Source organism: Streptococcus sp. HMSC066E07, from assembly GCF_001814695.1.
GTDB classification, from domain to species: Bacteria; Bacillota; Bacilli; order Lactobacillales; family Streptococcaceae; genus Streptococcus; species Streptococcus hominis.
The window spans coordinates 122,267-141,885 of sequence record NZ_KV817430.1 but is presented as its reverse complement, the minus strand read 5'-3'; the positions used below and the strand labels follow the sequence as shown (position 1 = coordinate 141,885).

17 protein-coding genes, 1 pseudogene and 1 riboswitch are annotated in these 19,619 nt (G+C 38.8%); of the genes and pseudogenes, 16 read left to right on the top strand and 2 right to left on the bottom strand.

Features of this window, described 5'->3' with window-relative positions:
* The first annotated feature begins 429 nt into the window (after positions 1 to 429).
* The 12 genes and pseudogenes from HMPREF2984_RS03690 to HMPREF2984_RS03635 all read left to right on the top strand — a co-directional run bounded on the left by HMPREF2984_RS03690 (position 430) and on the right by HMPREF2984_RS03635 (position 11,946).
* Positions 430 to 1,416, top strand: a complete 987-nt coding sequence (locus tag HMPREF2984_RS03690; protein ID WP_070670529.1) for a Gfo/Idh/MocA family protein — start codon at positions 430 to 432, stop codon at positions 1,414 to 1,416.
* 21 nt (positions 1,417 to 1,437) lie between these two features.
* Complete coding sequence (locus HMPREF2984_RS03685; protein WP_003029851.1) at positions 1,438 to 2,091, top strand: uracil-DNA glycosylase; 654 nt, start codon at positions 1,438 to 1,440, stop codon at positions 2,089 to 2,091.
* Positions 2,092 to 2,127: 36 nt separating this feature from the next.
* Positions 2,128 to 2,598, top strand: a complete 471-nt coding sequence (locus tag HMPREF2984_RS03680; RefSeq protein ID WP_049533957.1) for an NUDIX hydrolase — start codon at positions 2,128 to 2,130, stop codon at positions 2,596 to 2,598.
* 12 nt (positions 2,599 to 2,610) lie between these two features.
* Entirely contained in the window at positions 2,611 to 3,888 is a 1,278-nt protein-coding gene (locus HMPREF2984_RS03675) for a dihydroorotase (protein ID WP_070670526.1), read from the top strand.
* 266 nt (positions 3,889 to 4,154) lie between these two features.
* Positions 4,155 to 5,348: a methionine adenosyltransferase gene (gene metK, locus HMPREF2984_RS03670; protein WP_022525427.1), complete on the top strand. Its 1,194-nt coding sequence runs from the start codon at positions 4,155 to 4,157 to the stop codon at positions 5,346 to 5,348.
* 357 nt (positions 5,349 to 5,705) lie between these two features.
* On the top strand, positions 5,706 to 6,965 hold the full coding sequence (locus HMPREF2984_RS03665; protein WP_049533963.1) for a UDP-N-acetylglucosamine 1-carboxyvinyltransferase: 1,260 nt from the start codon (positions 5,706 to 5,708) through the stop codon (positions 6,963 to 6,965).
* 78 nt (positions 6,966 to 7,043) lie between these two features.
* Positions 7,044 to 7,595 (top strand): GNAT family N-acetyltransferase, encoded by a 552-nt coding sequence (locus HMPREF2984_RS03660; protein WP_049533965.1) that lies wholly within the window; start codon positions 7,044 to 7,046, stop codon positions 7,593 to 7,595.
* On the top strand, positions 7,588 to 8,865 hold the full coding sequence (gene spxR / locus HMPREF2984_RS03655) for a CBS-HotDog domain-containing transcription factor SpxR (protein ID WP_059220694.1): 1,278 nt from the start codon (positions 7,588 to 7,590) through the stop codon (positions 8,863 to 8,865). The genes HMPREF2984_RS03660 and spxR overlap by 8 nt, the downstream gene beginning before the upstream one ends.
* Before the next feature lie 24 nt (positions 8,866 to 8,889).
* The gene (locus HMPREF2984_RS03650) at positions 8,890 to 9,747 is read left to right on the top strand and encodes a methionyl aminopeptidase (protein ID WP_049533967.1); all 858 of its coding nucleotides are present in this window, start codon (positions 8,890 to 8,892) and stop codon (positions 9,745 to 9,747) included.
* A 50-nt stretch (positions 9,748 to 9,797) separates the two neighbouring features.
* The gene (locus HMPREF2984_RS03645) at positions 9,798 to 10,706 is read left to right on the top strand and encodes a YihY/virulence factor BrkB family protein (protein WP_070670523.1); all 909 of its coding nucleotides are present in this window, start codon (positions 9,798 to 9,800) and stop codon (positions 10,704 to 10,706) included.
* Positions 10,707 to 10,777: 71 nt separating this feature from the next.
* Positions 10,778 to 11,228, top strand: a pseudogene (locus HMPREF2984_RS03640) (MarR family winged helix-turn-helix transcriptional regulator).
* A gap of 10 nt (positions 11,229 to 11,238) precedes the next feature.
* A complete protein-coding gene (locus tag HMPREF2984_RS03635) occupies positions 11,239 to 11,946 on the top strand; it encodes a B3/B4 domain-containing protein (protein ID WP_049534082.1) in 708 nt (235 codons plus the stop codon).
* A 65-nt stretch (positions 11,947 to 12,011) separates the two neighbouring features.
* Here HMPREF2984_RS03635 and HMPREF2984_RS03630 read toward each other — a convergent pair whose 3' ends face one another.
* Positions 12,012 to 12,455: a GtrA family protein gene (locus HMPREF2984_RS03630; RefSeq protein ID WP_049533969.1), complete on the bottom strand. Its 444-nt coding sequence runs from the start codon at positions 12,453 to 12,455 to the stop codon at positions 12,012 to 12,014.
* A gap of 28 nt (positions 12,456 to 12,483) precedes the next feature.
* A riboswitch (PreQ1 riboswitch) is annotated at positions 12,484 to 12,592 on the top strand.
* Between HMPREF2984_RS03630 and HMPREF2984_RS03625 the strand changes: the two genes are divergently transcribed.
* The gene (locus tag HMPREF2984_RS03625; protein ID WP_049533971.1) at positions 12,590 to 13,099 is read left to right on the top strand and encodes a QueT transporter family protein; all 510 of its coding nucleotides are present in this window, start codon (positions 12,590 to 12,592) and stop codon (positions 13,097 to 13,099) included. (Overlaps the previous riboswitch by 3 nt.)
* Positions 13,100 to 13,224: 125 nt before the next feature.
* Here the strand turns inward: HMPREF2984_RS03625 and HMPREF2984_RS03620 are convergent, their stop codons facing one another.
* Positions 13,225 to 14,172 (bottom strand): 2-dehydropantoate 2-reductase, encoded by a 948-nt coding sequence (locus HMPREF2984_RS03620; protein WP_049533973.1) that lies wholly within the window; start codon positions 14,170 to 14,172, stop codon positions 13,225 to 13,227.
* A gap of 198 nt (positions 14,173 to 14,370) precedes the next feature.
* Between HMPREF2984_RS03620 and ligA the strand changes: the two genes are divergently transcribed.
* From ligA to pulA, 3 genes are read left to right on the top strand one after another with little or no spacing between them, the layout of a single operon-like run.
* A complete protein-coding gene (gene ligA / locus HMPREF2984_RS03615) occupies positions 14,371 to 16,329 on the top strand; it encodes an NAD-dependent DNA ligase LigA (RefSeq protein ID WP_049533975.1) in 1,959 nt (652 codons plus the stop codon).
* Positions 16,330 to 16,337: 8 nt separating this feature from the next.
* Positions 16,338 to 17,297, top strand: coding sequence for a diacylglycerol kinase family lipid kinase (locus HMPREF2984_RS03610; protein WP_003030800.1), 960 nt, complete (start codon positions 16,338 to 16,340; stop codon positions 17,295 to 17,297).
* Between the two features lie 13 nt (positions 17,298 to 17,310).
* A complete protein-coding gene (gene pulA, locus HMPREF2984_RS03605) occupies positions 17,311 to 19,611 on the top strand; it encodes a type I pullulanase (RefSeq protein WP_059220701.1) in 2,301 nt (766 codons plus the stop codon).
* Positions 19,612 to 19,619: the final 8 nt, after the last annotated feature.

Genomic DNA, 19,619 nt, shown 5'->3' with positions numbered 1-19,619 from the left:
TAGAAAAATGACCTATTTAAGCCAATTTTTAGTCTTTATTTGGATCATTGTGAAAATCAATGATAAGGCAAATGATAGCAATCGCAAAAATAAATAATCCAAATCCGATAATAGTTTTTATTATGATATTTGAAAAGTAAAATAAAGCAATAATCAAAAGTAAAAATACAATAAACCAAGACCACATAATAAACTTCCTTTCTGTCTTCATTATAACACAGGTGAATCTTTTTATATTATTTGAGATAATGTATGTCGCCTGTAGAGAGTTATGTTAGATTTCTTTTGAATGTAAAAAAAGATTGGTTTAAACGTTGAAAAGAAGTACTACTTTTCTTTCACTAAAGCAATTGATTTCTACACAAAAAGTCAGCTAAATGAAGGAAAATTTGGTATGATAAAGATAATTATGTAGATAGGAGAATGACCATGGAAAATAAGGTACGCTATAATTGGGCAACTTTAGGTACAGGTGTGATTGCTAATGAATTGGCACAGGCTTTGCAGCAGCTAGGTGGAAAGCTCTATTCTGTTGCTAATCGAACACATCAGAAAGGCTTGGACTTTGCACAAAAATACGGTATTGAAAAAGTTTATGATCAGATTGATGACGTATTTAAGGACGAAAATGTGGATATTATTTACATTTCCACGCCACATAATACGCATATTGATTTTTTACGAAAAGCATTAAAAAACGGAAAACATGTTCTATGCGAGAAGTCCATTACGCTCAATTCAGAAGAATTGGAAGAAGCGGTTTTATTAGCCGAGCAAGAACACGTCGTTTTGGCAGAAGCGATGACGATTTACCACATGCCAATCTATCGACAATTGAACAACATCATTTTTAGTGGTCAATTGGGTGATTTAAAAATGATTCAAATGAACTTTGGTAGTTACAAAGAATACGATATGACCAATCGTTTCTTTAATCGTCAGCTTGCAGGCGGTGCACTGTTAGATATTGGCGTGTATGCCTTGTCATTTGTTCGGTGGTTTATGACATCTAGCCCTCATCAAGTCCTTTCGCAAGTAAAATTTGCACCAACAGGCGTTGACGAGCAAGCAGGGATTCTTCTAACGAATGCCCAAGGAGAAATGGCGACTTTGACCTTGAGTCTTCATGCTAAACAGCCCAAGCGTGGAACAATTGCTTATGATAAGGGCTACATTGAAATGTATGAATATCCTAGAGGGCAAAAGGCGGTTATTACTTATACTGAAGATGGGCATCAAGAAATCATTGAAGCTGGAAAGACGAGTGAAGCTTTAATGTATGAAGTTCTTGATATGGAAGCAGCAGTAGCTGGTGACAAAAATGAGATGCATTTGGATTACAGCTGTGATGTCATGAAAATCATGACGGATTTGCGAAAAGAGTGGGGCATGGCTTATCCAGAGGAAGAAAAATAACGATACAGAACAGGAGAAACAATGGGGCATTCAGCTTGGCATAGTTTGATTAAGCAGCAGTTGCCTGACGGCTATTTTGGTAAAATCAATTACTTTTTAAATCAAGTTTATTCATCAGGGACAATCTATCCACCGCGTGAAAAAGTTTTTAATGCGATTCAGACGACGGATTTAGCAGATGTAAAAGTAGTGATTTTGGGGCAAGATCCCTATCATGGTCCGCGTCAAGCTCAGGGGTTGAGCTTTTCAGTACCAGATGATATTCCGGCACCGCCTTCTCTTCAAAATATTTTGAAAGAGTTAGCAGATGACATAGGCATCAAAGAATCTCATGATTTGACACCATGGGCACGACAAGGAGTCTTGCTGCTGAATGCCAGTTTGACCGTTCCTGCTGGGCAAGCAAATGGACATGCTGGTCAAATCTGGGAACCGTTTACGGATGCTGTGATTAAGGTTGTCAATGAAAAAGATACACCTGTTGTCTTTATACTCTGGGGCTCTTATGCACGCAAGAAAAAAGCCTTGATCACTAATCCTAGACATCTCATTTTAGAATCTCCTCATCCAAGCCCTCTCTCAGCTCATCGTGGATTTTTTGGTAGCAAACCTTTTTCTAAAACAAATGCCTTTCTAACGTCTCAAGGGATAGAACCGATAAATTGGTTATTGTGAGTAGTTTTATATAGTGGTACTTTCGAAAGGAGAAAAATGGTTAAATTAGCAACGATTTGCTACATTGACAACGGCAAAGAATTTTTATTGTTACATCGAAATAAAAAGCCTAATGATGTCCATGCTGGTAAGTGGATTGGTGTTGGGGGTAAGTTAGAGAAAGGTGAAACGCCGCAGGAGTGTGCTGTAAGAGAAATCTTAGAAGAAACAGGCTTGCGAGTCAATAAGCCAATATTAAAAGGTATTATCACGTTTCCAGATTTTACACCTGATAATGATTGGTACACGTACGTATTTAAAGCGACAGAATTTGAGGGAGAACTGATTGACTGCGATGAAGGTACTTTGGAATGGGTACCTTATGAAGAAATCTTATCCAAGTCAACTTGGGAAGGAGATTATACGTTTCTATCTTGGATTTTAGAAGATAAACCATTCTTCTCGGCTAAATTTTCTTACAAAGGAGAGAAGTTGGTGGAGAGTCATGTTGATTTTTATGGAGAATAAGGAGAAAAGTGCATGTTGTTAATTAAAAATGGTCGCGTTATGGATCCAAAATCTGGTTTTGATAAGGTTTGCGATGTCCTAGTTCAGGATAAAAAAATTCTTCAAATTGGTCAGGATTTGAAGGCAGAAAATGCTCGGGTGATTGATGCGACTGGATTGGTGGTAGCGCCAGGGCTGATTGATATTCATGTTCATTTTCGTGAACCTGGTCAGACGCATAAAGAAGACATTCATACGGGTGCTTTAGCTGCGGCAGCGGGTGGATTTACAACGGTTGTCATGATGGCAAATACCACTCCAACGATTTCAACAGTAGAGACGTTGAAAGAAGTAATAGAATCTGCCCATCGTGAAAACATTCATATTAAGTCTGTCGCGACCATTACAAAGAATTTTGATGGACAGCATTTGACAGATTTCAAAGCGCTTTTGGAAGCGGGAGCTATTGGTTTTTCAGATGACGGAATTCCATTAAAAAGTACAAAAGTGGTACGCGAAGCTTTGGAAGAAGCTGACAAAAATGGTACATTTATCTGCCTTCACGAAGAGGATCCAGAACTCAATGGTATCCTTGGATTTAATGAACAGATTGCCAAAGAACATTTTGGATTTTGCGGTGCGACTGGGGTCGCTGAATATAGTATGATTGCGCGTGACGTGATGATTGCTCATGCAACCAATACTCATATTCATATCCAGCATTTATCAAAAGCAGAAAGTGTGAAAGTCGTGGAATTCGCTCAGCGATTGGACACTCACGTAACAGCAGAAGCAGCGCCCCAGCATTTTTCTAAGACAGAAGAGCTATTGTTGTTAAAAGGTAGCAATGCCAAAATGAACCCGCCACTTCGTTTGGAATCAGATCGTTTAGCTGTCATTGAAGGACTTAAGTCTGGAGTTATTTCAGTCATTGCGACAGACCATGCACCTCATCACGCTGATGAAAAGAATGCAAAAGACATCACCAAAGCACCGTCTGGTATGACAGGTCTAGAAACGTCACTTTCGCTTGGTTTGACTTATTTGGTGGAAGCAGGTCATTTGACACTCATGCAGTTGCTGGAAAAAATGACAATTAACCCAGCGCAACTCTATGATTTTGAAGCGGGCTATCTTGCTGAGAATGGTCCAGCCGATCTCACGATTTTTGATGCAAATGCCGAACGCATGATAACAGAAGATTTCGCCTCAAAAGCGGCTAATTCACCATTTATCGGTGAAAAATTAAAAGGTGTTGTTCACTATACGATCTGTGATGGGCAAATTGTCTATGGAAGCAAATCATCATAACAAGCATAAGGTTGGAAGTGTTTTTCAACCTTATTGTATTTTAAATTTCTTATAATTTTTAGAAAATTTTCTGTTTATTAGGATAAAAAATGATACAATAGAGAAGTTAAAATAGTCCCGAAAAGGTAGTCAAAGGTTAAATATTAACCATAGAGACTAGTGCTTTGTAACTTTTTAACGTAAGTCTGTTTACAGATTTTCAAGTAACTTCCTAGCAATAATAGAATTTTTAGGAGGGAATATTTCATTAAAAGGGGGACATGAATATGTCAGAACGTAAACTTTTCACGTCTGAATCTGTATCTGAAGGACATCCAGATAAGATTGCAGACCAAATTTCAGATGCTATTTTAGATGCTATCTTGGAGCAGGATCCAGAAGCTCATGTGGCTGCTGAGACAGCTGTCTATACAGGCTCTGTCCATGTTTTTGGGGAAATCTCTACCAATGCTTATGTGGATATTAACCGCATAGTTCGCGATACAATTGCAGAGATTGGTTATACAAAAGCTGAATATGGTTTTTCAGCAGAAACGGTGGGGGTGCATCCGTCGCTTGTTGAGCAATCACCAGATATTGCTCAAGGGGTAAATGAAGCCCTTGAAATTCGTGGAAATGCTGAACAAGATCCGCTTGATTTGATTGGTGCCGGTGATCAGGGGCTGATGTTTGGTTTTGCTGTAGATGAAACACCTGAACTAATGCCGTTGCCTATTTCTCTCAGTCACAAATTAGTCCGTCGTTTAGCAGAGCTTCGCAAATCTGGAGAAATTTCCTATCTTCGTCCGGATGCAAAATCTCAAGTAACGGTTGAATACGATGCAAACGACAAACCTATACGTGTGGATACTGTTGTTATTTCCACTCAACATGACCCAGAAGTAAGCAATGAGCAGATTCATCAAGATGTGATTGAAAAGGTGATTAAAGAAGTGGTTCCAGCAGAGTATTTAGATGAAAAAAGTAAGTTTTTCATCAATCCAACTGGTCGCTTTGTTATTGGCGGACCTCAAGGAGATTCTGGTTTAACTGGACGTAAAATTATCGTTGATACATATGGCGGTTATGCACGCCACGGAGGTGGGGCTTTCTCTGGAAAAGACGCCACAAAAGTCGATCGTTCCGCTTCTTATGCAGCGCGTTATATTGCCAAGAATATTGTTGCAGCAGGATTAGCTAAGAAAACAGAAGTTCAGCTAGCCTATGCTATCGGAGTCGCACATCCAGTATCAGTCCGCATTGATACTTTTGGCACAGGTACAGTTTCAGAAAGCAAGATTCAAGAAGCAGTTCGACAAATCTTTGATCTTCGTCCAGCGGGTATTATTCAAATGCTTGATTTGAAACGACCAATTTACCGTCAGACTGCTGCCTATGGGCACATGGGACGTACAGATATTGACCTGCCGTGGGAAAAACTTGATAAAGTAGATGCTTTGAAAGCAGTTGTTGCAAAATAAAGAAGAAGTTAGGATACAAGTCTCTTGTTTATAAATTTTTTATGAGGCATTTTATAATCAGCCGCAGTTGCAATCTGACTTAAAACGTATTTATTTGTGCCGATTATATTAGTGTTATCTGCAAACTCCAGCAGTTCCCTAGATTGTCGGATCTAGTTATCATTTTGAGGAGCGGGACAAAATTGATTTTTGTCCCGCTCTTTTTAGAATGCCACCAAAATAAAAGAGTTTTGTAATCATTATATAACAAGAATAACAAGTTAAAAGAGATTTCTTTAAAAGGATAGGATTTTCACAGAAACTGTGTTATAATAAAGTGCAGTATATTTGATTATAAATTCCTTGAAAGAGCTAAAAATGAAAAAAATTGTAATTAATGGTGGTCGCCCCTTAAAAGGAGAGGTGACTATTAGTGGTGCTAAAAATAGCGTAGTCGCTTTAATTCCGGCAACAATTTTATCCGATGAAATCGTGACATTGGACTGTGTGCCAGATATTTCCGATGTTGTGAGTTTGATTGACATTATGGAAGCTATGGGAGCTACTGTTGAGCGCCAAGACGATACGCTGAAAATTGATCCTCGTGGGATAAAAAATATGCCTATGCCTTATGGTAAAATCAATAGCTTGCGTGCTTCTTATTACTTTTATGGCAGTTTGCTTGGACGCTATGGCGAAGCAACAGTTGGCTTGCCTGGTGGCTGTGATTTGGGACCTCGACCGATTGATTTGCATATCAAAGCTTTTGAAGCTATGGGGGCTACCATGACCTATGAGGGAAATTCCATGAACCTTTCGACAGGTGGCGAGCGGCTTCATGGAGCTAGTATTTACATGGATACAGTAAGTGTCGGAGCTACCATTAACACCATGCTTGCAGCAGTAAAAGCAAAAGGGCGCACCGTTATTGAAAATGCGGCTCGTGAGCCTGAAATCATTGATGTAGCAACACTTTTGAATAATATGGGAGCACACATTCGAGGAGCTGGTACGGATATTATTGTCATTGAAGGTGTTGACAAACTTCATGGTACTCGTCATCAAGTCATTCCAGATCGAATTGAAGCAGGAACTTATATCTCAATGGCTGCTGCAATTGGTGAAGGTGTGCAAATCAACAATGTCCTTTATGAACACTTAGAAGGCTTTATTGCGAAATTAGAAGAAATGGGAGTCCGCATGACTGTTTCTGAAGATAGTGTGTATGTCGAAAAGCAACATGATTTGAAAGCAATCAATATTAAGACGGCTCCTTATCCAGGCTTTGCTACAGACTTGCAACAGCCTATTACGCCACTTTTGTTGACAGCTAAAGGACGTGGCTTAATTATTGATACGATTTATGAAAAGCGAGTAAATCATGTCCCTGAGTTAGCAAAAATGGCAGGAAAGATTTCAACGAGTACCAATCATATTGTTTATGAAGGGCCTAATCAATTGCAAGGTGCAGCGGTCAAAGCGACTGATTTGCGGGCAGGAGCAGCTCTTGTAATTGCAGGCTTGCTAGCTCATGGAAAAACCGAAATTACAAATGTAGAATTTATTTTACGAGGTTATTCAAATATTATTGAAAAGTTGACGAGTTTAGGAGCAGATATTCAGCTTGTCGAAGAATAGATTCGAAACAACGTTGACATGATGAGGTGAAATAGCCCAGTTGGCGTACCAACTGGGTCTTATCTTTAGAGGTAAGATATGAATTTGTGGACAAAATTGGCGGAATTCGCCTTTATAGAAACAGAACATTTAGTATTACGTCCATTTTCCTTTATGGATAGTGAAGATTTTTATAAAATTGCCTCCAATCCTGAAAATCTACGCTTCATTTTTCCTGTGCAGGCTAATTTACAAGAAAGCCAACATGTATTGGCTAATTATTTTATGAAACATCCTCTTGGAATTTGGGCGATTTGTGATAAAGCTTCTGAGAAAATGATCGGATCTATCAAATTTGAAAAGATAGACGAAATCAAGGGCGAAGCAGAGCTTGGTTATTTTCTTCGGCATGATTATTGGGGACATGGTCTGATGACTGAGTGCGTCAAAAATATTGTTTATTTGGCATTTACACAGTTTGATTTGAAGCGACTTTATATTATAACTCATCTGGAAAACAAAGCCAGCCAAAGAGTTGCCGAGAAGACAGGATTTTCTTGTAGGCGGCAGTTCAAGGGGAGCGACCGTTATACACGTAAAATGCGGGATTATTTAGAGTTTTGCTATGAAAAAGGAGACTTTCATGAGTAAACATCAAGAAATTATCGCTTATTTGGAAGAATTACCAGTAGGAAAGCGTGTTAGTGTACGCAGTATTTCCAATTATTTAGGAGTAAGCGAGGGGACTGCTTATCGTGCGATTAAAGAAGCTGAAAATCGTGGATTGGTAGAAACACGTCCTCGTAGCGGCACGATTCGCGTAAAATCTCCCAAAGTAGAGCTGGAGCACTTAACATTTAAAGAAATTGCTGAAATTACGAGATCAGAAGTCTTAGCTGGTCAAGACGGACTTGAAAAGGAATTCAGTAAATTCTCAATCGGGGCAATGACCGAGAAGAATCTTTTGCGTTACTTAACGGAAGGAGGTCTCTTGATTATTGGAGACCGCACCCGTATTCAGTTATTGGCTTTGAAGCATGAAAATGCTGTTTTAGTGACGGGTGGCTTAGAAGTGAGTTCTGATGTTTTAAAATTGGCGAACCGCTTAAGCATTCCTGTTCTAAGATCCCAACATGATACCTTTACAGTTGCAACGATTATCAATCGTGCTCTATCCAACATGCAGATCAAAACAGATATTTTAACCGTGGAACAGGTTTATCGTGGTAGTCATGAGTATGGTTTCTTAAAAGATACAGATACCGTTCGTGATTTTATGGATTTGGTTCGGAAAAACCGTAGCAGTCGTTTTCCTGTTGTTAATCAGCATAATATGGTCGTTGGCGTGGTGACTATGCGTGATACTGGTGACAAGTCTCCTCACACTATTTTGGACAAAGTTATGACAAAAAATATCTATGCCGTTACTTTAAACACCAGCATTGCCAATGTTAGCCAGCGCATGATTACAGAAGACTTTGAAATGGTGCCAGTCATTCGGAGCAATCAAACTCTTCTTGGAGTCATTACGCGTCGCGATGTCATGGAAAAAATGAGTCGGGAACAAATCTCCAGCCTACCGACTTTTAGTGACCAAGTCTCTCAAAAACTTCGTCATATCAACAATGAATTTTCTTTTGTTGTGGAACCTTTTATGTTAGAAAGTAACGGTGTTTTATCTAACGGGATTCTAACAGAGATTTTAACGACAGCAACACATCAATACATGACATCTGGCAAGAAAAATATTATTATTGAGCAGATGATGATTTATTTCTTGCAAGCTGTTCAGATTGATGAAACTTTGACGCTTCGACCAAGAATTGTCCGACAAACACGGCATTCTGCTATTTTGGATTACGATATTTACCTAAAACTTCAACTGGTTGCAAAAGCAACAATTACAGTAAAAATAAATTAATACCTCAGATATTAAGGAGAAAGAATGATAACTTTAAAATCACAACGTGAAATTGATTTAATGGAAAAAAGCGGTGCATTTCTCGCCAGTATTCATATCGGTTTAAGGGATTTGATTAAGCCAGGTATTGACATGTGGGAAATTGAAGAATACGTCCGCAGACGTTGTCAGGAAGATAATGCTCTTCCGCTTCAAATTGGTGTAGAAGGGAGCATCATGGACTACCCTTATGCCACTTGCTGCTCATTGAATGACGAAGTGGCACATGCTTTTCCACGCCACCAAAAATTAGTTGAAGGTGACTTAATCAAAGTAGATATGGTCGTTGGCTTAGTTGATAAAGCTGAGTTAGATGTTTCTAAACTCGATTTCAACAACGTAGAACAAATGAAACACTATACAGAAAATTTCCGTGGAGGTGTTGCAGATTCTTGCTGGGCTTATGCAGTTGGTCAAGCGAGTGAAGAAGTGCACCAACTGATGGACGTGACAAAAGAATGCCTTTATCGTGGAATTGAGGCTGCTCAAGTTGGCAATCGAATTGGTGACATTGGTGCAGCGATTCAAGAGTATGCGGAAAGTCATGGCTATGGTGTTGTTCGTGACTTGGTAGGACACGGTGTTGGACCAACTATGCACGAAGAGCCAATGGTGCCTCATTACGGACGCGCTGGACGCGGATTGCGTCTTCGTGAAGGCATGGTTTTGACAATTGAGCCGATGATTTCAACAGGTACTTGGGAGATTGACACAGATTTTGAGACGGGTTGGGCTCACAAAACGCTGGACGGTGGACTTTCTTGTCAATACGAACATCAATTTGTGATTACCAAAGATGGTCCTGTTATCTTAACCAGCCAAGGAGAAGAAGGAACTTATTAAAAATAAGAATGGAAAGGGGCTTTTTGCTCTGTATTCTAGTAGGAGACGAGATGAAAAAGTTTGTTTCTAAGATTGGACAGAACCCGTTTTTACAATCCTTTTTTAAATTTTATCAAGCATCAGAGATTGATTTGACAAGCATTGCGGTGGCATATTATTTGCTGATTTCGATTTTTCCGTTGCTATTGATTGTTGTGAATATATTGCCTTATTTTCAAATTCCGATAGCAGAATTTTTGGAAGCAATGGAAGATGTTCTGCCTGAATCGCTGTATGAAGTCGTTGCAAAGATTACCCGAAATTTGCTAACTCAGCCTTCTTCTGGCTTGTTGAGTTTTTCCATCCTTTCGGCTCTATGGGCATTTTCACAATCAATGTCATTTTTACAAAAAGCATTTAATAAAGCTTATGGTGTTGCAAAAGATAGAGGTCTGATATCACATAGATTATTTAGTTTAGTCATTAGCTTGGGGTTGCAATTTCTCTTTGCCTTGTCTCTTTTACTGACAATGTTTGGGAGAATGTCGCTTCGCTTGCTTCATAGCTTTTGGGAGTTTGACGATCAACTATATGCCAGTTTACAAAGAATGACCCAGCCGACTATTTACACCTTGCTGTTTCTTTCTTTACTGATGCTTTATTACTTTTTACCCAATGTAAAAATCAGGAAAATCCGCTATGTTCTGCCAGGAACGATTTTTGTAGTTTTTACGATTGGGGTATTGTTAAATTTATTTTCTGTTTATTTGGACACTTATGTAAATCACTTAATGGATGTTCGATTTTTTAGTTCCATTTTTGTTGTCGTCGTCATGATTTGGTTTACCTTCATTGCCCAAATTATGATTATTGGGGCAATCTTAAATGCAAGTTACCAAGGATGTCACGAAAAAGAATTTGAAACGAGACACAAACAACTGACAACGAGACTTATAAAAAATAAAGAGAAGTTCAAATGAAACTTCTTTTTTTGTGGTTATTTTATTGCATTTGCAATAAAATGTGGCAAAATATTGCTTAAGGAGGCAATATGACGATTTTGCGAGAGATTTGGTATTATCGCCCGAGCGTTGGATTCAATGGCGAATATTGAATTTCGCCATGTTGATTTGGCCAAAGGGCAGTATCTTTATTTGGTTCGTATCGTAGAAAATCCCGGTATTATTCAAGAAGAACTTTCGGATTTGCTGAAAGTTGATCGGTCAACCGTTGCTCGCTCCGTCAAAAAATTAGAGAATAAAGGTTTGATTGAAAGAAGAAGTGCAGCTGGAAATTTAAAAAATAAAGAGCTTTTTGCGACGGATACAGGAAAAAAACTTTATCCGTTTATCTTAGCAGAGCACATTTATTCTGAGCAGCAAGCTTTGACAGGATTTTCAAAAGAAGACGCCCAAATGTTAGAAGATATGTTAGCAAAGGTGCGACAGAATATTACTGATGATTGGGAATTGGTTAAAAAAGGACAAAAAAGAAATTATTGAGAGGTGTAAAATGAAAGTCACAGTTGAAAATGAATTTTGGGAATTATTCCCTCAAGCGCAAATTAGCATTATGGTTGTTAAAGGTTTGGATAATAGCGTTGACGAAAGCAAAGACCCTTATTTTAAATCTTTGTTAGACAAGGGAAGCAAGCGTGCAGAAGATTTTATCGTAGATGAAACCTTTACGCAAAATGACGTGATTCAAGAATGGCGTGGTGCTTTTAGTAAGTTTAAAACTAAAAAAGGTGCGCGTTCTTCTATTGAAGCTCTTTTAAAAAGGGTAAGTCAAGGTCGTGAGTTCAATCCAATCAATCCATTGGTGGATATTTATAATAGTGTATCACTTTCCTATGCCGTTCCTTGTGGTGGTGAAGATGTTGCTAAGATTCAAGGAGGGTTGCATCTTGGAAAAGCGCAAGGAGGCGAACCCTTCTTTCCACTTGGTGCAGAGACGGATGCACCAGCTCTTCCAGAAGAGATTATCTATTATGATAATGAAGGAGCGGTTTGTCGCTGCTTTAACTGGCGGGAAGCGCAACGGACAATGCTGACTGAAGGCACAACGGACGCAGTACTAGTCATCGAGGCTATCAATGAAGATCAAGCCAAACGCGCGCAAGCGGCTATGCAGGAATTGCAAAGTTTGGTTGAAGATTATTTTGGAGTCAAAGGAGAAATCACTCATCTAACAATTGACAATCCAAGTGTAGACATTTAAGAAAAAAAGAGCCTTAAAGCTCTTTGAAATTGCAGACAAACCACCATTGAGGTAGGTTTGTCTTTTTAATTCGTTGATTTATTTTTAAATACAAAGACTTTACTAAAAACATAATTGAGCACAATAATAACAATTTGAGCAAATAAGGTTTCAATGGTATTAACTGCTTTGATGTCATTGTGGACAAATTGACCAATAATGCTAGGAAATGTTGTGACAAAAATGAATGTGAGCCCCATGTCCAACAGAAAAGTGGAAAGTCGCGCAAGAGCAAATTTGACAAAACGAGCGTCCCAGCCTTTTCTTTGTTGCTTAAAAACAATCGTGTCATTTGTCGCAAAAGCAAAAAGGATTCCAGCGATATTGCCTATCGCTGTAGAAAGTAATTCATTACTCGTGAAAGCATAACAAAGCATACGTGTAAGAACTGCAACAGCAGTTGTAGCAACACCAAAAAACAAATAGGATAAGATTTCGTTATCGAAAAAGCGTTTTATATAATTTTTCATAGATTTAGTCTATCATATTTGAAAAAAATATGCTATACTTGAAAAGCTGTATTCGTTTTGTCAATGCAGCCCTTGGTGCTTAGTTCCCTTTCGCCAAGCATATTACACGCGGTTTGGCCGCTAAAGGAGAAAACATGGAAAAAATTACTGTTCGTGATATGGCTCAGATTGCTCTTGTTGCTGCGATTTATATCGCACTAACAATGACACCGCCCTTGAATGCTATTAGCTATGGTGCCTACCAATTTCGGATTTCTGAAATGATGAACTTTATGGCTTTTTATAAACCTAAGTACATCATCGGAGTCACCCTGGGTTGTATGATTGCAAATTTATTTAGCTTTGGAATCATCGATGTCTTTGTCGGTGGTGGCTCAACTTTGGTCTTTTTGAGCTTAGGTGTGTATTTCTTTAGAAAATACATGAATGAATACTTGTTTAATGGACTGATCAATAAAGCTTTCTTTTATTTTGCGATTTTCTTTTCACTTTCTATGGTGACCATTGCAGCTGAATTGTATCTTGTCGCTAAAGCACCGTTTTTCTTGACTTGGTTTACGACAGCGGTAGGAGAGTTTGCTTCACTCATTATTGGTGGAATCTTAATGGATAAGCTAAATAAACGGATTGATTTAGGAAGATAACATATCAACAAAACATGCCAAGGGATTTCTCAGCATGTTTTTTTATATTTCATGAATGACAGAAATGAGTCATTTCCAATGAGCAAGAAGCATAATCAATAGTAAAATCTATTGCAAGTTTGATGTTATTTGGCACCAAGTAATTGTTCTTTACAGTGAACGAGTTCGGTTATAAGGGCACAGTATGGCGTGTCTACACCATATTGTTGTCCCTTTCGTGCAATAGCTCCGTTGATATAATCAATTTCTGTCAAACGATTGTGCTCGTTCAAATCTTGATACATGGAAGGATAATGCAAGCCAATTGTATCGCGATTATAGCAGTTCTTTTCAATATAGTCCACGGTTTCTGTGACATTCAAGTCTACATTTTCGTGTTTTGCAACTGCTGCAAACTCACTCACAATCTTTTCAACGATAGCATGTGCAGGAGTAGTGTCTCCAAAGTCTGCCATATTAGCAAGCAAAAGGGTACACAAACTATTCATCGTTCCGTTGACACAGGCTTTTTTATAAATGGCATATAAGATATTTTCTGTATATTGCGCATTTAATCCAGCAGAATTCAAGGTTTCAATGACTTTATAAGCTACTTGTGCAGCTTTTGGATCTGCGACTAAATTCTTCAAAGCGATTGAGCCGTTTCCGAATAATTTTGCACGTCCAGGTTTTTCCATACCAGCAGTCCACATGGTGTTTCCAATCATAATTTGATTTCTTGGGACATATTTTTCAATGACTTCTTCGTGACCAATCCCATTTAATAGGCAGAGAACAGCTGTATCATCATGTATCAAAGGTTGAATATCTGCTAACATCGCTTCTAGCTGCATAGCTTTCGTAAATAGAATAATTAAGTCATTAGATAAACTTGGATCTACTTGACTTTGCAAATAGATGGGCAACTTGGCAACAACTTCTTCGCCGTTTAAGTTCGCTTGTAAACCATCTTTTTGAATAGCTGTGACATGTTCTTCCCAGCCATCTACTAAAGTCACTTTATGTCCTGCTCGATGCAACATCAGAGCAAAGCGGCTACCCATGGCACCGACACCTGCAATTGTAATATTCATACTAACAATTCTCCTAGCTTTTTTATTTATAGTATATTTTACTTCTTTTATGTATTTTAATCAATTAAATTTTTGAAATTTATCATATTTGATGTGATGAAGATTATTTTTCTGCTATTTTACATTTTTGTCTAATTTTTTGTAAAGAATATAGGTAAGAATGCTGTAGAAACGCATGAATTATGATAAAATAGAAATATGAAAGACAGAATGTTAGAACTGGTGAAGCTGCTCAATCAGTATGCTCATGAATATTATACCACCGATAATCCAAGCGTATCGGATAGTGAATATGATAAGTTGTATCATGAATTATTAGATTTAGAAAAGCAGTATCCAGAGTTCGTTCAGCCTGATAGCCCAACTCATCGTGTGGGAGGTAAGGTTTTAGAAGGTTTTGAAAAATACCAACACCAGTATCCGCTCTATAGTTTGCAGGATGCTTTTTCACGTGAAGAGTTAGATGCATTTGATACACGGATTCGGAAAGATTTTCCAGATGTTAGCTATCTATGTGAACTAAAAATTGACGGCCTCTCTATTTCTCTCATGTATGAAAAGGGGATTTTAGTTGCAGGAGCGACTCGCGGAGACGGTTCTGTCGGGGAAAATATCACAGAAAATTTGAAAAGAGTGAAAGATATTCCTTTAAAGTTGCCAAGCGAAGTTGATATGACTGTTCGTGGTGAATGTTATATGCCACGTAGCTCTTTTGATGCGGTGAATCAGCTACGTCAGGAAAACGGAGAACCAGAATTTGCTAATCCGAGAAATGCAGCGGCAGGAACGTTACGCCAGTTGGATACGGCAATTGTAGCCAAACGTAATCTTGCAACCTTTCTCTATCAAGAAGCCAGTCCGACAAGTGTGACGAGCCAAGAAGCTGTTTTAAATCAGTTATCTAAAAATGGCTTCAGTGTGAATGAGCGGCATATTTTAGCACATTCGATGGATGAAGTGTGGCAGTTTATTGGACAAATCACTCAAGAACGCGACCAGTTACCGTATGATATTGACGGTGTTGTAATCAAGGTAAATGATTTGGTTATGCAGGAAGAACTCGGTTTTACTGTAAAAGCACCAAAATGGGCGATTGCTTACAAATTCCCAGCTGAAGAAAAAGAAGCGCAGCTTTTATCAGTTGACTGGACAGTTGGACGGACTGGAGTTGTTACGCCAACCGCCAACTTGGCGCCTGTGCAATTAGCGGGGACAACGGTCAGCCGAGCTACTTTGCACAATGTGGATTACATTGCTGAAAAGGACATTCGCAAAGGCGATACGGTCATCGTTTACAAAGCAGGTGACATCATTCCAGCTGTTTTGCAAGTGGTTGAAAGTAAGCGCCAATCAGAAGAGAAATTGGAGATTCCAAAGAATTGTCCAAGTTGCAACAGCGAGTTGATTCACTTTGAAGATGAGGTTGCTTTACGCTGTATCAATCCACGTTGTCCTGCACAAATCAAAGAAGGCTTGATTCATTTTGCTAGTCGCGATGCCATGAATATCACAGGTCTTGGTCCTGCTGTTGTAGAAAAGTTATTTGATCAGCAGTTGGTAAATGATGTGGCTGGCATTTATCGCTTGACTGTTGAAGATTTGCTGCAATTGGAAAATTTTAAGGAAAAATCAGCTAATAAGTTGTATACTGCTATTCAGACTTCTAAGGAAAATTCTGCCGAGAAATTATTATTTGGCTTGGGCATTCGCCATGTTGGAAGTAAAGCCAGTCAGATTTTGCTAGAGCATTTTCATGATTTGGAGCAATTAGCAAAAGCAGAAAAAGAAGAAATTGCTGCGCTGGATAGTCTAGGAATGGTGATTGCTGAGAGTCTTTCTAGCTATTTCGCACAAGAAGGAACTCATATTTTATTGTCGGAATTAAAAGAAGCGGGGTTAAATTTCACTTACCTTGGCGAAAAAGTGGCAGCAGATGCAGCGCTTTCTGGATTGACCGTTGTTTTAACAGGAAAATTGGAGCGTCTCAATCGTTCAGAGGCGAAAAAGAAATTAGAAAGTTTAGGTGCAAAGGTGACGAGCTCGGTCTCTAAGAAAACAAGTCTAGTCGTTGCCGGAGCAGATGCAGGAAGTAAATTAACAAAGGCTCAAGAGTTGGGCATAACCATTCGTGATGAAGCTTGGCTTGAGAGTTTATAGAGGTTTGTATGGAAACAGCTAGAAAAAGAGCACGATTGATTTATAATCCGACCTCTGGTCAGGAAATTATTAAAAAAAATATCGCAGAAGTTTTAGACGTTTTAGAAGATGTGGGTTATGAAACAAGTGCTTATCAGACAACCCCAGCTCCTTTATCAGCTCAAAATGAAGCAGAGAGAGCAGCTAAAGTAGGATTTGATTTAATTGTGGCGGCTGGTGGAGATGGGACAATCAATGAAGTGGTCAATGGGGTAGCACCGTTGGAAAATCGACCTAAGTTAGCCTTTATTCCAACTGGTACGACCAATGATTATGCACGTGCTCTCAAGATTCCAATGGGGGATCCGGTGGCAGCTGCGCGGATTATTGAAAAAAATCAAACCATAAAAATGGATATTGGTCAGGCTTATGGGAAAAAATATTTTATTAACATTGCTGCAGCGGGAACTTTGACAGAATTGACCTATAGTGTTCCAAGTGAAGTCAAGTCACGTCTAGGCTACCTTGCCTATGTCGCAAAAGGAGCAGAAATGCTGCCAAAATCTAAATTACGCAAGGTACACATTGAACATGACCACGGTGTGTTTGAAGGTAAAGTTTCTTTAATCTTTGTTGCCTTGACAAATTCAATCGGTGGCTTTGAAAAATTAGCGCCAGATACAGTGTTAGATGATGGTAATTTTACCTTAATTTTGGTGAAAACTGCTCGGTTGTTTGATATGTTGGCGTTGATGATTCAAGCAATCAATGGTGGTCAACATGTGACAGATGTGAATGTAGAATATTTAAAAACAAGTAAGTTAAAGTTAGAAGTTTTAGACAAAAAAGCCCCATTCATGTTAAATCTGGATGGCGAATATGGTGGAGATACTCCTGTTGAATTGGAAGTTCTTCATAACCATTTAGAATTTTTTGCAAATATTGATGAGATTAGCGATAGTGCTTTGTCATTGGAGAATAAAGAATAATCAGGAGAATGTGATGTTAAACTATCGTGTCTTAATCCATTACCATAATCAATTAGGAAATTATGCAGCCTATAATATGTGGAAATGGCAAATGAATAAATGGGGAGAAGAGAGTGCTTTTTTCCAGTATGATGATTTTGGGATTCAAGGAACCTTGTCCTATACAAGCGAACAAGCTTTGAGTAATGTCCATGTCATTGTAAAAACAACCGATTGGTCTCACCAGTCGGTTGACTACTCCATTCAGTTGTTACCGCCTCATTTAGTGACTGAGGTTTGGATTATCGAAGGAGACAGTCAAGTTTATTATTCTAGGCAGGCTGCTATGACTAGTCCGTATTACGCAAAGTGTGATCCTCACGCCTTTGATATGGCATTGGACAGCAAACATTTTGACCAGCATTGGGGGTACCAAGGTTGGTTGGGATGCCGGTATAATGGTGAGCAAGCAGAATTCAAACTCTGGGCACCGACTGCAAAAAAAGTTCAGTTAGTAGTCTATAAGAATAGCACTAACAAAGCGAAAATCTGGAAGGTCTACGACTTACAAAGAGGAAAAGATTTTTCCAAAGATCATGCTAAAAATACAATCGGAGTCTGGTCTCGGGTGATTTCGGATGACTTGGCAAATAAAGCCTATCAGTATCAGCTAGAGTTTGAACATCACAAAACAGTAACACGCGATCCGTATGCGGAAGCCGTAACGGAAGATGGAAAGCGTTCTGTCATTTTATCGCCTGCGGAGCGAAATCCAAAACATTTCCAAGTGAAACAAGGGCAACAAGCAATTTGGCGTCTAGAGAATCCTTGTCAAGCTGTTATTTATGAGATGCATGTACGAGATTTGACGAAGTCTAACAGTTCTGGCGTGTCTAAAAAACACCGAGGGACCTTTTTAGGGGCTTGTCAAAAAGGAACAAAAAATAGAACAGGTCAAGCGACAGGATTTGATTATATTCAATCATTAGGTGTCAATGTCGTACAATTGCAGCCCATCTCTGATCGACACAAAGAGTATGACCAAGATGGAAATGTAATGTATAATTGGGGCTATGACCCTCAAAATTACAATGCTCCTGAAACGAGTTTTTCAACAGATCCAGCAAACCCGTCTCAAGGAATGCGGGATTTAAAAACGATGATTCAAGCCTATCATGATGCGGGCATTTCCGTAGTGATAGATGTTGTATACAACCATATTTATTCGACTCATGATTCACCGTTTCAACAAGCAGTGCCTGATTATTACTATCGGATGAATCCAGACGGATCTTTCCAAAATGGAACAGGTGTGGGGAGCGAGACAGCCAGCGAGCATGAAATGTTTCGTAAATATATGATTGATTCTATCCTTTATTGGGTAAAAGAGTATAATATTGATGGTTTTCGTTTTGATTTAATGGGCATTCATGATATTGAAACGATGCGTCAAATTCGGGAAGCGTTAGATGAAATTGACTCGAGAATTCTCACATACGGTGAAGGTTGGGATATGGGGACAGGATTGCTTCCGCTTGACAAAGCAAAAAAAGACAATGCCTTTGAATTACCTAATATCGGATTTTTCAACGATACTGAACGTGATGCTATCAAAGGAGCAGAAGTCTACGGCGGCTTAAAAGCCGGCTTTGTAAGTGGTCAAGCGACAGAGTCAATTGTTGCCAAGGCAATTCTGGGAAGCAGTGAGTTAGGAACCTATCTAGAGCCAAAACAAGTCGTTAATTATGTAGAAGCACATGATAATTACAATTTGCACGATTTGTTAGCCGAACTTCATCCAAATGATGATGAATTGACTCGTACTAAGCGGATTGAATTAGCGACTGCGATGAATCTCCTCTTGCAAGGTATGAGTTTTATGGAGCTGGGACAGGAATTTTCACGTAGCAAACTAGTGGCAACTGGAGCAAATGGGAATACCATTCAGGCAGATCATAAGCGTGCTATGAACAGTTATAACGCTCCTGACGCTGTCAATCAAGTAGACTGGGATTTATTAGCTCATCATCAAGAAAGTATCAACTATATCAAACAGATGATTCATTTAAAAACGACAACAAAAGAATTTTCTTACCAGCATTATGATGACATTTACCAGCATGCCTTTGTACATTCAGCGCATTCCGGAAGTGGAATTGTCATTTTTGAAGTGAAAGATGATAATTATTACCTCGTAATTTTTAATGCAAGTGGTGATAGATACAATATTGAAGATATTGGAAATTTGAAACTTGTAGCTGGAAATAGTCGTCAAGTTAGCGATTCTTTTGTTGAAGATCTGACAGCTACAGTCTTTGAAGTCGTAGAATGGTAATATCAAAA